Genomic DNA, 14407 nt, shown 5'->3' with positions numbered 1-14407 from the left:
ATGACAGTTCTGCCTGCTGGACGTCCCATCAATCTGTTAAGCCATCCCTTCCAGACGCTGGCGTGCAGTCAGACGAGCAGCCGGCGCAGAAGGAAAGGCAGGAGAGCCCCGCCTTGATCTGGCTGGATGCACGAAACGGACTCTGACCCGTTAGAACCAGTAGTCGGCGACGCAGCGGCCATCACGCGGCAAGTCTTCGAAGGTGTCCAGTCCATCGAAATGATCGATGGGAATCTGCGCCACGGCGTCGGGTTCGGCCAGGCGCAGATTGACGGCGGTGCGGCGACGCCCTGCCTCGTCCGTCTCGAGACCGCGCCAGCACAACATGCAGCCGCAGACCGGACAGAAGTGGAACTCGATCGCCTTGCCACGGACATAGGCCTGCGTGTGCCCCGTGACGCGAATGCCTTCGTCCACGTAGTCGTAGGCCCAGAGCGCGCCGTAGCGGCGGCAGAGCGTGCAGTTGCAGGCCGTGGCCCCATCGGGCTGGCCGTCGAGCTGCCATCGCACTGCGCCGCAGTGGCATGAGCCTTCGATCATGGTTGCTTCCCGTGACTTGGGGCCATGATAAATGAAGCTGACCCCGTCACCGGCACACCCCACCTATCAAGACGAGGTTGACGGCGGTTGGGCTGCACCATTCCCGCAGGCCTCGTACGCCTCGACAGGAATCTGCCCCACCTCGGCATCATGGAGTCCGTGATCGACCGTCATTCATCTCACAGGCCGCTCAGCGCTGGAGCGGGTGTTGGCGAATACGGCGAAGGAACTCCAGAGCCGAGCGACAAGGAACTGGCGACATGTCGCCAAGGCGGTGTCGATGATGTTTTCGAGCGAACTATCGGGCCATCAACTTGTGCTCGACCCCACCGACACGGTGGATCACTTTGCCGTCCACGCTCAAACCGAACGACTGGGTAAAGCTTTGGCTCGGTGTATTGGGCAGCAGGCTGTACATGCTGTTGGCCGCTTCCACCGTGCGGAACGTCCAGTCCACGCATGCGGGTTCGGTGTTCAGCACCGACATCAGGTTGGAGGCGGTGTAGGTCATGGTGCCCGCGCCGGAGGCGAGCGTGGTGGTGGCGCCGTTGATGTCGCCCACGAAGTTGACCTGGAAGGCGACGATGGGTGCCAGGTTCTCAGCGGGCTGATCGCTCAGTGAAATGGTTTTGTTGCCGATGGTATGGCCGTGGTTGTCGATCACCACATAGGTCGCTCCGGTGATGTTGTCGGCCGCGTCGTTCAACAAGGTGATGATGATCTGGTACCCGGCGGGCAGCGTATTGGTCGGCAGGTTGGCCAGCCTGGGCTGAATGTTGATCAACGGCTCCTGCTTCTCATGAAAGTTGCACACCACACACGTCAGGCTGGGCGAACTGTTGTTCGGAATGAGCAGCACCACGTACTGCTGCGCACCGACGTAGTCACCCCTGGCCGAGTACGCGTTGATCTGGAAACCGAAGCCGTTGGTGCCGGTGATGTCGGTGTCCACGATGATGTGCGCTGAGAGTCCCCGCAGGTGATTGCACGAGGTGAACACCGGGAGCCCGGAACCCACGCGGATCTTCTCCTTGCTGACAGCGCCTTCCAACACGGGCTTGGCCGGGCTGTACAGGAAGTAATTCGAATTGCTGCCCAGGCCTTGCGCCGGGATAGCCGCATACGTGCCGCCACTGTTGAGCGCCGCGCCAATGCCACCGCTGCCAAAACTTCCCCAGCCCCAGTTCGGCGAAATGGATCTGGGGTAGCCGGCATCCACCGTGCCGGCACCTTCGTCGGCGCGCGTGACCCGGATGTACTGGTCGCCGGAAAAGAAATAGCAGCGCGAGCCGCTATACAGCGCAGCATCGATGCCGTTGGCACCGAACGAGCCCCAACCCCACACCGAGATCGGCCGCGGATAGCCCGCATCCACAGTGCCCGGGCCAGTCTCGCCGCGCGTCACGCGAATGTATTCCTTGCCCGAAAAGAAATAGCACTTCGAGTTGCTGTACAGCGCCGCATCGATGCCATTGGCGCCAAACGCGCCCCAACCCCAGTTGGGTGCAATCGGCCGCGGGTAACCCGGATCGATCGTGCCCGGCCCGGTCACCCCGCGCGTCACCCGGATGTATTCGCTGCCTGCGAAGAAATAGCACTTCGAGCCGCTGTACAGCGCCGCGTCGATGCCGTTGGCGCCGAACGAACCCCAGCCCCAGTTGGGTGAAATGGTCCGCGGATAACCGGCGTCCACCACGCCCGGCCCCGTGTCGTCGCGAGTGACGCGGATGTATTGATTGCCAGCAAAGAAATAGTCGTACACGGCAGCTCTCCCGGAAGGGTGCATGACCCGTCACGAGCAAAGGCTCCGTTGGCGTGGCGGATCGGGTGATGCGAAGGACGAACGTCACTTCAAAAGCGCGCGTGTGACCTGCGACGCATGGCGGAGCCTAGCGCCACGCCAGGGCGGCCTCCATAACACGCAAGCGCTAGCCGTCGGCCGCAAAGGGCCTATCTCCTAGGCGTTTATACTTAGGCCTTTTGCTTGGGATGCAGCGAGCTGCATTGTCACCAAGCGAGGTAACGTGGCCCGGTCCTCGATCAGCACGATCCCCGATCAGTTCAGGCACGCAAGCAGCGCGTCACTGACCACCACGTGATACAGCTTGCGCTGGGCCGGCAGATGGAACGCACCGGCGATCGGCCGCACCCGGCTGACATGCCAGGCCCATCGGTCCGGCGTCCACTGGCTGGTGCAGGCCGCCTCCAGTTGCCACGGCTGCCAGGCGTGCACTTCCTCGATATCCACCACGGCGACCGCGATGCCTGCGGGATCGATTTCATCCTCGCCGGTGAGAAAGATCCTGTTCTCGATGATCAGCGGATCCCGCAATGGCAACTGCGGCGGACGCCACGTGCGGATTTCGAGCGTCTTGCGCCCCGCCGCGATGTTGGCGCCGTTCGGACTGACGATGGAAAGTGCGAGCATCGGGTTGGGCCTGTGACCGCTGGAATACAGCAAAGGGGCCGACCGGTTTCAAGATAACGATCCGCCAGGCTTCACGCCTTCCGTGACAGCTGGTACACCACCGTCTCCAACGCACTCACTCCTTCGGCGACGAAACCCGGCTGCTGCGCGAGGATATCGCTGCGCTCCAGGGTTTCCACACGCCAGTCACGGTCATACAGCTCGCGCACCTCGGCTTCCGGTACGTCGAACGGCGGCCCCTGCTTTTCGTGTGGCGGATACTCCAGCGTGATCAGCAGGCCGCGGCAACCCACCGGGAGCAGCGCATGCAGCTCACCCACATAGCCACGGCGCAGCGGTGGCGGCAGCGCGATCAGCGCAGCGCGGTCGTACACCGCCGCGCAGTCGGCCAGCACGTCGGCGTCGAGGCTGAAAACGTCGCCGCAGATCAGTTCGATCTCACCGGCCCGGTAGTGGCGACCGTAGCGCGAGTCATGCACCTGCGGCGTCAGTCCGTGTTCGGCGAAGAACTGCGCGACCGCCAACGGCGACAGCTCCACCCCCAGCACGCGGTGGCCCTGCGCCGCCAACCAGACCAGGTCCTGCGACTTGCCGGCCAGCGGCACGAACACCTGGCTGCCGGACACCAGCTCCAGCGCCGGCCAGTGCTCTAGCAGCAACGGCGTCGGCATGTCCTGGTGGAAACCGATGCGGCCTTCGCGCCAGCGCTGGTGCCAGAAGTCGGGGTCCATGGTGTGGCTCCTGTTGACACGCGAATAACCCTGACACGAATGGCACTTACTTAAGCGAAAGCCTCACTTTTCGTCATTCCTGCGCAGGCAGGAATCCAGCGACTTCGGCATTTCGCTGATCGTCAAAGTCGCTGGATCCTCGCCTTCGCGAGGATGACGAGCTTAAGTTAAGTGCCATTCGACCCTGCCACCTTTATCGCGGGAATAGTCATCGCCAGGTAACCACCTCCGTCCCGCTACCGACCCTCAGAGCTTCCCGGTGCCCTTGCGCAGCCAGTCGTTGACCAGAGATTTCTCGTAACGCAGCGGGTCCTGATCGGCAGCAGAAATCTGGTTGAGAAAGGCCGGATTACGCAGCTTGCGGCTGCCCTCGCGCAGCACTTTGCCGTCTGCACCGTACAAGGTGAAGTCCAGATCGATGCGCGGCGGATACATGTCCTTGATGATGCGCACATCGTTGAAACGGGGTCCGCGCCATGGCTCGTATTCGCCAGCACGGGCCACATCGGTCACCTCGATGTCCAGCCGCTGGCCTGGTGCCAGGATGCGCGAGGCACGCTGGGCGATGTAGTCCTCGAGCGGTTTCAGATATGCACTGGTGTCGATCAGATGCGGCCCGGAGCTGCGCGTGGCCTCGGTGAAGTGCTGCGGATCCTTGTAACGGACCTCGACGTTGCCCGGTGGTGTCGCCGCCTGCGCCGTGACGAAAGCGAGGGTCATGCAGGCAGTGCACAGCAGACGCACAAGCAGGGAAGATTTCATGGCAGACCTCCCGGAAAGGAACAGAGTTCAGTATACGTCCGGGCCAAAAACGCAGCTCAGAAACCGCCACCTCACAACTTCCGCCGCCCCTATCAGGTGGAGTACGCAGTGGGACGGGCATTGCGGAAAATGTCCCTGACACCTTTGTTTCATTCCCCACCTTTGTTTCAGACACCTTTGTTGAATGAACCTGACACTGCTTCGTATCGCAGCATGCCTTGGCTCATCGCGAACAAGCGCAAGCTCCGACGCTTAACTTCCTCCGTCCCGTTTTCCGCTCATGAGATGCATCCCTGAAAGGGGAATCGCGCCTCTCAGATGCATTCCCCATCAAAACGCGCGAGACTATGGCCGCTTCGTGAGTCAGCTGGAGCGACGACATCGGAGCGCTCGTTCACCACATGGATCACGCCATGCTCGATGTACGACCGATCGCCAATCGTTTCGTTGTATTCGACACCGAGTTCAACGAGCCCGTCATGCGGTTCGACAACCGCCCCGACGCTGAAGCCTTCCTGGCCGAGATGACAATCGCTGAATGCAACGCGCTTCTAGAGTCTTGGGAGGCTCCTGAGAAACCCGCGCAGGCAGCTTGAGGAACAAGCAAAGTGAACCTGACACTGCTTCGTATCCCAGCATGCCTTGGCTCACTGCGGACAAGCGCAAGCTCCGACGCTTAACTTCCTCCGTCCCTGAGGTTTCCCCACGAATCTCCTCGCTCAATCAACGCCTTGCGTGCGGACTGAAGGAACGGTGCGCGCATGATGCGGTCATTCCTCACGGGTTACGAAGCCAGAGGAGACCACACCATGCGCGCGACCAAAGTATTGCAAAAAGTGCCTGGGCGATGCACTGCAGCCGATGCATGCGCTGCGCCGTCGCGTGTTGTTGCGCGCCGTGGAAGCGTTGATCCACGGCCGACGCCTGACCCTGATCGACGTCGCCCGCGCATGGCCTGAGGCAGAGCGTATCCGTGCGCCGCTGAAGGCGCTTGATCGACTGCTGGGCAACCCGCATCTGCACGCGGAGCGTGAACATCTGCATGCGGCCATGGCGCGCTGGCTGCTGCGCGGCCCGCATCCGGTCATCGTGCTGGACTGGTGCAATCTGAAGGCCGATCAGCGCTGGCATCTTTTACGCGCGGCGGTTCCCGTCGGTGGTCGCACCCTGACGATATTGGACATGGTCTTCCCCGACGGACAACAGGGTTCGCCGGCGGCAGAGAAGCAGTTCATGCAACGGTTGGCGACGCTGATTCCTGATGATGTACAGCCGATCCTGGTCACCGATGCCGGCTTTCGCGCGCCATGGTTCCGTGCCGTCGAAGCGATGGGTTGGTACTGGCTTGGCCGTCTGCGCCACCGCACGCTGGTCAAGCCTGTCGATACAGTGGATACGCCGGATGCGTCGGTACCGTGTCGGGCGCTCTATGAGTTGGCCGTCGCCGCGCCACGCGACTTGGGGCTGATGGATACGGTGCGCGCGAAGCCCTGGCGCTGCCGCGTGGTAGTGCATGCCAAGCCACCGAAGGGACGCAAGCAACGCAATCGTCAGGGCGTGCCCTCGCGCACCAAGAAGAGCAAGCAGAACGCGGCGCGTGAGCGGGAGCCATGGCTCCTCGTCGCTTCACCGACACTGAGTCACTTGAGCGCCCGGCAGATGGTCGCGTTGTATGCGCGACGCATGCAGATCGAACTGTCCTTCCGGGACCTCAAATCGCACCGCTACGGTCATGCCTTTGAGGACAGCTTGACCCGCAAGCGCAAGCGCATCGAGGTGTTGCTGTTACTCCACACGATGGCGGCCTTCGCCAGTTGGCTGGTCGGTATGGCTTGCGAAACCGCAGGCATCGATCAATGGCTGATGCCGTTTCGATCCAGGCGACGGCTGTACTCGATCGTGCGGCTCGGCCGTGAGGCGCTAGTGAGACGATGGTCGAATGCCAGGCTTGAAGAACTCATGGAGCAAATACGAAAGCCGTCTCCGGCACTGCTCGATCAGATGGCTGTGGCCGCATGAAAACGTGGGGAAACCTCAGCCTCCGTCCCGGTTTCACAGGATCGAGGCAAACAGCCATTCGTTGCGATGCCCGCGTACACGCCCGAGTGTGGCGATACCCACGCCGGCGATCAGTGCGCTACTTGCGAAACTGGCGGTTGCAGAGAAGCACATGTATAGCCGTATCCATCATCGTAGTACGGCGCAGTGTTGACCATTCCCCTGTTCGATAGATAGCGACGGGAGAGCTTGTGCTTGGGCATTTCTCGCGCTCTACCAAGCAAAAGGGTCAGAGTGGACTATCCCCCGATCCAGCTGGTCAGATGCCGTCTCTCGCCTCCGTCAGAAAGTGCACACTGACCCCTGTTTGGTCCCCGAGTGTGGCCATACCCACGCCGGCGATCAGTGCGCTACTTGCGAAACTGGCGCTTGCAGAGAAGCACATGTATAGCCGTATCCATCATCGTAGTACGGCGCAGTGTTGACCATTCCCCTGTCGATAGATAGCGACGGAAGAGCTAGTGCTTGGGCATTTCTCGCGCTCTACCAAGCAAAAGGGTCAGAGTGGACTATCCCCGATCCAGCTGGTCAGATGCCGTCTCTCGCCTCCGTCAGAAAATGCACACTGACCCCTGTTTGGTCGCTGATCGACTCACGCATCGCTATCGCATCATGGAAACCGGCAGCGACAGCTACCGGTTCAGGCACCATGACACGGACTTCAGAAAGGAGGCCAAGACCTCAACCTCAACCCCGATCTAAGCTAACCTGCAGCACCAACGGGTGGCTCACTTTTCGATGAAAAACCCGGCTCAGTTCTCGGCGGAAATCAACATCCCTCAAGCTTTACGCAACGCGCATCGACTTCCCTTTCTATTCCCAGCGCACCCTATAACTTGAAAGCCACTGCGGTGAACGGCTTTCATTTAATGTCTTTGACCTCTTCGTTTACTGAAAAACTCAAACAAATGAATTCATAGCAAGGACCATCATCAAAGCAAATCATCATATGCTTAAAATCTTTTGAAGGACGCTTAGAATTCTCATGTGTTTTCAATAGCTCGATTAGCCAAGGAGTCACTTTCAGGCTCACTAATTTTCCATAGGCACTACTGAACATTTCCGCACTGCATGACGTGAGATAAGTGCATCTGAAAGCTTCCACACCGTCAAAAATGAGGCTGATCTTTACCGGCGCTCCGTCAGATCCCTCTATGCAAAAAAAGATTTCACATTGCCGCATGGGTAAGATTACAAAAGTGGGATCGGCCAGAAGCGCAGTGGCAGCCACCGGCAATTTCCAAAATTCATCAATCATTGAGGTTGTCCAGGCACCAAGGTGCTCGTATTCGATCCAGACCCTGTTATGCGCAAAACATCGGTGCCATTCGTTGAAAGACCGTTGTTAGATAGTCGCTGAGTTATTTGAGCTTCGGTTCCTGCATGGCCGGTCATGTCGATAAGACTCCATCCGCTTTGCGGTGTTCCTGATTGCATCAGAGAAAGTGCGGATCGCGTGTTCACAATCAATGGATTCCGCCCTAGCGAGACTGTCTGCACTGGAACATCAGAAGCCGATAGGCTACCAGCTCGCAATTGTCCCGCCACATCAGCAATAGATTGGCCAGCAAAACTTCCTTGAGAGCTAAAGAAGGGGCTGGCCGTTGTCTGGGAAAATCTCAGCTCGCTACTGGAGAAGGCAGTCTCTGAACCGGCCATAGCGAAACGCGCCGCTCCACCCTCTAAGGCTAAAGGCGAAGCCATCGCTACCGTTCTAACTAGGGCTCCAGTGAAATCACCCGCAGTTGCATTTAGATTCGCTCCGCTAAGGGTTTTCCCATCGCTGGCTATTTGATACGCAAGATTCGTTACTCGGTTTTTGACACTTTCCAATAAGCTGGGCGGCGGCTGCGGGGACTGCTCTTCCAAAGCCGCATCCTGGCGTCCATCTGGATCGGTATTTACGATCGGATTGTTGTTGGCATACGCGTAGCGGCTGAAGTTAAACGCATTGCCTGCTGTTGGCGTGACCGGATCAGTACTGAGAAAGCGCCCCACACTCGGATCGTAATAGCGTGCCTGCATATAGACGAGCCCAGTATCCGGATCGTTCACATGCCCCGTATACCCCGGCCCGTTCGGCGCCGTACCGAGCGCCTGACTGCCATACGGCATGTAGTCGTAGGTCGCCGTGATATTGCCGTTCGCGTCAGCCTCCGCCAGCGGCGTGCCCTGCGGATCGGTGTAGACGTAAGTCACCGAGCCACCACTGGCATGCGCCACGCCGGCCATCAGCATGCACATCACCATGCCCCATCGCAGCTGCCACTTTCTGGTCCGCGTGCTCATGGGCTGCCCCCTGCCACGGCCGTGCATTGTGTCGCGCTGCACCCCTCGCTGCTGCCGCTGTCCATACCTAAAACTGAGCGTACTTTGCTGGCAATCGCCTTGCCAGGGGACACCACGTCGCCCGCCCCCTGAAAGTTGAATGGGCCACCGTTATTGCTGACCGCGGCGCTGCATCCGGCAATGCTGCAGGCACTGATTGTGAAGGAGTATGTGCCCGGTGCCTCGCTGGGCATGTTGAAGCTGTTCGTGGCAACGTTGTAAAGGTATTCGCCCAACGAACCGTGGGTGCCATAGACGGTGATGGCATAGGTGGTCGCCCACTGCATTGCATCCCAGGTCAACACGATCTTGCCGCCACTGCTGCTTGCTACGAGGTTCGTCGGCGGAGCCGGCACCTGTGTCACCGATACCGGTGCGGAAGCCATCCAGCCGCGGCTGCCATAGGCGTTACTGGCGGAGACTTGGAAGGTGTACGTGCCCCCGGGCGCACTGGTCACGCTGTAGGAGGATGTCGTGATGGCGTTGGCGATCGTCGTCCAGGCCCCGCCGTTGAAGCTCTGCTGCACGGTGTAACTGGTGGCGCCGGTCGGCGCGGTCCAGCTCACCGTGAAGGGGGCAAAGGTGAGGCTGCTCGGCACCGTGATGCCGGTGGGCAGTGCTGGCGTGACCCCCAGCGTGGCCGAAACCGTCCAACCCCCGCAGTCACCGCCCTCGCAGGCTTGCACCTGATAGACGTAGCCACCACCGGGCTTGTTAACCATCGCTGCACTGGTGCCGCTGCCGGTATATGCCATCGTCCATGCCCCGCCGTTGACACTCTCCTGCAAGGTGTAAGAGGTTGCTGCCGACACCGCACCCCAACTCACCGTGTAGTTGCCGTTATTGGGGTTAGCGCTGAAGCTCACCGTGCCGGGCGGCGGCAGGACATATACAAAAGCCGAAGCCGTCCAGCCGCGATTACCGTAAGCGTTGCTGGCCGAAACCTGATACGCGTCAGTTCCGTAGGTGGTTCCCGGCCGGCTGATCGAGGTGGCCGTCGTATTGCTGGCGATCGTCGTCCATGCACCACCATTCAAACTTTCCTGCACGGCGTAACTGGTCGCGCCTGCGGGCGCCGTCCAGCTGACGCTATAGGAGCCATTGATGGTACCTGTGGGTACCGTCACCGTCGGCAGCGACGGCGTCACCCCCAGCGTGGCCGAGGTCGTCCAAGGGCTGCAGGTATGGTTGGCGTTGTCGCAGCCCTGCACTTGATAGACGTAGCCGCCACTACCCTTATTGGTGAACGCAACGCTGGTGCCACTTCCGGAATTAACCACCGTCCACGCCCCGCCGTTGGCACTCTCTTCCAGCACGTAGGACGTCGCCCTTGCTGTCGCTCCCCAGCTGACCGTGTAGTTGCCGTTGTTGGGGTTGCTGTCAAACGTGATCGCGCCCGGTGCGGCCAACTGCTCATTGGCATTCTTGGCAATCAGCTTGGTACCCAGGTAGATGTAGTTGGTCGCCGTGCTACTCCCCGCGTCGCTCTGGTACATGAGCTGACCGCTGTGGTTGTAAAACGAAAACACGGTGTCGCCGCTACTGGATGTCTTGATCGTCCGCCGCCCATTGCCGTCGTACAAGAAACTGTCCAGGCCCTGGATCTGGGTGAGCTGGTCCTTCTGATCGAAGGTATAAGTCACCCCGTTCTTGTTACTGACATTGCGCCGCGTGTCGTACTGGAAGCTGGCGGTGACACCCCCGCTGATACTGCTCAAGCGATTGGTGGGGTCATAAGTGTAGGTCGATGTCACGCCATTTTTGATCACCGTACGCAGGTTGTTCAAAGCGTCGTACGTGTATTTGCTGGATCCCCACAGCCCGGCCGCATCGGCTTCGGTCAGTCGGTTGAGTCCGTCGTAGGCGTAGTATTTGCTGCGCGACGTTCCCGCATTGGCCAAATCGACTTCATGAGCAATGTTGGCGTCGGAGTCGTAGGTGTAACTTTCGCTCACGTTGAGTGCGCCGGTCCCGGTGGCGTAGCTGAAGTCGCTCAGCAACTGCCGCGCGTTTTGATCGGCGACATAGGCACTCCCGTTGGCAAACAGGAAGGAGGCGACCTGCTGATTGGGGAAATAGCTCACGGAGCTCGCATAGAAACCGCTGGGAGCGCCGGAGGTGTTATTCGTGGCGACCAGGGTGGGCTGTCCCCGCGGATCCGGGGCATAACTCACCTGCTCACCTCCTGGGTACTGAAGGAGCGTCAGGTGACCGTTTGTGTCATAGGCGTAACCCATGGAGACCTGAACCTGCCCCACCTGGTTCAAACTCTCACCGGTCAACATGTTGCGATAGTTGTAGACGCCATTCCAGACACTGTTTCCGGAATTCAACCACGTCACATTGCCCGCGGCGTCATAGGTATATTGGCTGCTTTGCGCCCCCGTCGGAGGCGTGATCGTCTTCACCCGATTCATCGCATCGTAGGTGAATACCGTCGTTGTCGCGCTGGGCACCTGATCGCGCGCGCAGCCAGATTCGGTCAGCGCCAAGCCTTGAGCGGTCAGTCGAATATTGTCGGCGCCATCATACGAAATGGACGAATCTCCGCTTTCGGGCTCCGTTGTGCGGCACAACCGATGGTAGATGTCATAGACCATCGTCTTGGTGACCGAATCGTTCTCGGTACCGTTGTAAAGGCCCGACTGATTGATCGATGTGGGACTGCCGAAGACATCGCGAGCGATGGTCTGGGTGACGCCCGCGGGTGCGCTGATGAGCATCGGCCAGTCGGTTGTGGGCTGGTCGTACGTCAGGTAGCTGATCGTTGTGACGTTGTTATTGGGATCGGTGATTTGGGTCTTGAATCCGGGTAGATAGCTGGTCGTCGTTTTGACCTGGACTCCAGACTCCGCGCTCTGCGTTGCCGAGGTCACTCGGTCCAGCGCATCGTAGACGGTCGTCGTGCCCAGGGCATTGGGCGCCTGCGTCGGATCAGCCCAGGTATTTGTGACTGCTGAGTCGACCGTGCGCTGCGGATAGGAGACGAACGTGGGATTGCTGTCCAAATCGTAGCGGGTGACCACCTGGCTGATCGTCGCATTGACGTTGGTCACGTCGTAGCTCTGCTGGACAACGGGTCGCCACAAACCGTCGTATAAGGTCTCCGTCATCAGGTTTCCGGTCGTCGCCCTCTGACGCCATTGCCCTGCCGGCAACCCGTCGGCAGCCGGATAATTGGAGCTAAACGAGATCTGCGTCTGGTTCCACGAACCACCGCATTGGCCAACGACTGTCTCGGAGGGGTACTGAATCAGATTGACGCGGCCCATGGCATCGTAGCCGTAACACGTCTTGGCACCCCTCGCGTCGACGACCCATTGGACCTGACCAAGATTGTCCACGCTGATCGTGACTTTGGTTCCCGCGGGCTGATCCGGTGTGGCCGGAAAATCAATCTCCTGCGGGAGTCCGCGCATGTAGTTCTGAAGGCCAGTGATGTTGCTGTTGCCGTCGCTAACGGAGGCGACCGTGCCATCGGCGTTGTACGTAAAAGACTGCTTCAATTCCCCAAAATTGTAGGTCACGATGGGCAACGCGGTAACGGGGTCGTACGAGGTGCGAGATACCTCCACGCCATTGGTGGTGGTACGACTCACTTGTCCCAATACCCAGGCCGAAAGATTATCCGAGTATTCGATCGTGTCCACACGACTTACCGTCTGGCTGTGCACGTTTGCATTAACCACGATAGACAGAATGACAAAACATACCCCTAGCTTTCGACTCATCGCCCGCCCCTGGAATTGCTCAATCGACTTGCACACGAATCTCACAACGCGGCGATTCACTGGCTACTGCGAATCACGCGCGTGGGGCGGACCAAGCTATCGAAGCAATAAACCCCTGCCGATGGGCAGCCCGTATCGATCGTCTTGCTGAAAGACTTGCCTTGCTGGGTAATCGTCGTGCTGTACAAGGGGCGGTTCAGATCATGGAATCCCGATTCCCAACCCGTATTCAACGCTAGTGGGAGCCCCGCCGAGTCAGCGAAGTTTTGTCCCACGGCGGAATTCAGATATTGATAGGTCACGGTACGAAGCAACCCCGAGGGGGTGCTGTCCGTTTCCTGAAGCAATTCTCCGAAATTCAAAGCGCGATCACTGCCGTAGGTATATTTCCTCACGGTTTGAGCTGAATCAGTCACGGTTGTTACTGACTGCAGCGGTGGGACCCAGCCAGGGTGATATTGATACGTCCATTGCTGCGTCAACGCGCCCGGTATGGTTAGGGTTTTGCTCACCAGTGATGCCGTTTGGTAGTCACTAGGGACTTCAATCAACGTGCTTGTATTCCATGGTGCGGAAGCGCTCAACGGCTCTATCGCACAAGTTGGTTCCGCCTCACGCGTTCCATGCAGGATCTTCCGAAATTCGAAGGTACCCACTGCACCCGACGGATGAGTCATCGTCACGGTGTTCGTATCATTGGGTCCGGGTGCCACGTCTGTGGTCTCGGTACCAATATTGATGTGACAGCCAAGCCATACCGCCTTTGACAGATATTGAGTTACTCCCACGGTATTTTGGCCGTAATTCATGGACCAACTACTTCCATCAGGCAACGTTACAGACGTAATCGCATTCGATGCACTGTCGTAGCCATAAGTCCACTGCCTTGATCCCGCAGTTATAGTAGACGCAAGGCCATTCGATCCATACGCAACGCTAATTAGCCCACCGTCACTCGAACTGACTTGGAGTAGATGTCCCGGATTACTCGGATCATAAGTATAAGTTACTGTATTTCCAAATCGATCAGTGGCTTTTGTCGCATACAAAAAAACCTGAGCCCTAGGGAGCGAATATCCCGCAGTGCATTGCTCACTCACAGGAGACGAGAACGCCTCGGGCGACGTAAGTATATTTATGGATGTACCGCACGTATCGTCAAAAATATATGGATAGGGTTGGCTGACCATCCAATCAAAATTGTAGGTTCGGCCGTCAGGTAGCTTTACTACAAATCCCTCTCCTGACCCATTTTGAATGGAGCCCAGACAGCTCACCATCCAGTTATTCTTTGTTTTGTAAAAATACGTGTTGCCACCGATATTCTCACTAACCAAATTACCGGGGAATATGAGCTCCTCTTGCATGCCACTACCTGGAATATTGATGTTTATTCCTGAGAAGAAATGGTATGTATTATAAAAAATCAAGTTGAATTGCCCGATGCCCAACGTACCAGGCGGCCCGCTGCCACCTTCTGAGCATCGCTTCAACGTATCGCTCGCAGTGAGACCATTAACACCGGGCTGAGCCGCGCTTACCCATCCACGGATGGCATCGAACGTACCGACCATGTAGGGCACATCGAGATCCCAATACGCACCGAATACCGCATTGGGAGCTTTTGTTCGACCTTGCTGGTCAGCTATTTGAGCATCTACGCGGAACGTCCTACCAATGGACAAGGGCAAGCTGCCATTAGGGACACTCTGATTTATTTCCCGTCTGCGGCATCATAGCCAGCCGTTCCCAGGAAGCCCATCGCCGATGAAGCAGCGTTCCTTTGCCTCGCTGAGTTTCGAGTCCAAGAAGAAGCCGACACGGCGTGA

General features: G+C 58.6%; 10 protein-coding genes and 1 pseudogene. 2 read left to right on the top strand and 9 right to left on the bottom strand.

The window, feature by feature from the left end; all coding sequences use genetic code 11:
- Window positions 1-150 precede the first annotated feature (150 nt).
- The 5 genes from B0E48_RS12305 to B0E48_RS12285 form a co-directional block, all read right to left on the bottom strand.
- The gene (locus B0E48_RS12305; RefSeq protein WP_077518450.1) at window positions 151-540 is read right to left on the bottom strand and encodes a GFA family protein; all 390 of its coding nucleotides are present in this window, start codon (window positions 538-540) and stop codon (window positions 151-153) included.
- Window positions 541-838: 298 nt separating this feature from the next.
- The gene (locus B0E48_RS12300; protein ID WP_168170352.1) at window positions 839-2302 is read right to left on the bottom strand and encodes a hemopexin repeat-containing protein; all 1464 of its coding nucleotides are present in this window, start codon (window positions 2300-2302) and stop codon (window positions 839-841) included.
- 294 nt (window positions 2303-2596) lie between these two features.
- Window positions 2597-2968 (bottom strand): ASCH domain-containing protein, encoded by a 372-nt coding sequence (locus B0E48_RS12295; protein ID WP_077518448.1) that lies wholly within the window; start codon window positions 2966-2968, stop codon window positions 2597-2599.
- Window positions 2969-3039: 71 nt separating this feature from the next.
- Entirely contained in the window at window positions 3040-3699 is a 660-nt protein-coding gene (locus tag B0E48_RS12290; protein WP_077518447.1) for a thiopurine S-methyltransferase, read from the bottom strand.
- A 246-nt stretch (window positions 3700-3945) separates the two neighbouring features.
- Complete coding sequence (locus tag B0E48_RS12285; protein WP_077518446.1) at window positions 3946-4461, bottom strand: DUF3016 domain-containing protein; 516 nt, start codon at window positions 4459-4461, stop codon at window positions 3946-3948.
- A gap of 413 nt (window positions 4462-4874) precedes the next feature.
- Here B0E48_RS12285 and B0E48_RS12280 point away from each other — a divergent pair, with 413 nt between their 5' ends.
- Window positions 4875-5057 carry a hypothetical protein gene (locus tag B0E48_RS12280; protein ID WP_139350275.1) on the top strand — a complete coding sequence of 61 codons (183 nt, stop codon included), beginning with the start codon at window positions 4875-4877 and terminating at the stop codon, window positions 5055-5057.
- Between the two features lie 213 nt (window positions 5058-5270).
- Window positions 5271-6480, top strand: a pseudogene (locus B0E48_RS12275) (IS4 family transposase).
- A 901-nt stretch (window positions 6481-7381) separates the two neighbouring features.
- Here B0E48_RS12275 and B0E48_RS17570 read toward each other — a convergent pair.
- From B0E48_RS17570 to B0E48_RS17565, 4 genes are read right to left on the bottom strand one after another with little or no spacing between them, the layout of a single operon-like run.
- Window positions 7382-7777: a hypothetical protein gene (locus B0E48_RS17570; RefSeq protein WP_139350274.1), complete on the bottom strand. Its 396-nt coding sequence runs from the start codon at window positions 7775-7777 to the stop codon at window positions 7382-7384.
- Window positions 7774-8808, bottom strand: a complete 1035-nt coding sequence (locus tag B0E48_RS12270) for an RHS repeat-associated core domain-containing protein (RefSeq protein ID WP_168170351.1) — start codon at window positions 8806-8808, stop codon at window positions 7774-7776. The genes B0E48_RS17570 and B0E48_RS12270 overlap by 4 nt, the downstream gene beginning before the upstream one ends.
- A complete protein-coding gene (locus B0E48_RS12265; protein ID WP_139350272.1) occupies window positions 8805-12578 on the bottom strand; it encodes a hypothetical protein in 3774 nt (1257 codons plus the stop codon). Before B0E48_RS12265 ends, B0E48_RS12270 begins: the two co-directional genes overlap by 4 nt.
- 56 nt (window positions 12579-12634) lie before the next feature.
- Entirely contained in the window at window positions 12635-14263 is a 1629-nt protein-coding gene (locus tag B0E48_RS17565; protein WP_139350271.1) for a hypothetical protein, read from the bottom strand.
- Between the last annotated feature and the right edge of the window lie 144 nt (window positions 14264-14407).

This window comes from Rhodanobacter sp. C03, assembly GCF_002001175.1.
GTDB lineage: Bacteria > Pseudomonadota > Gammaproteobacteria > Xanthomonadales > Rhodanobacteraceae > Rhodanobacter.
This window is presented reverse-complemented; position numbering and strand designations above follow the sequence as displayed.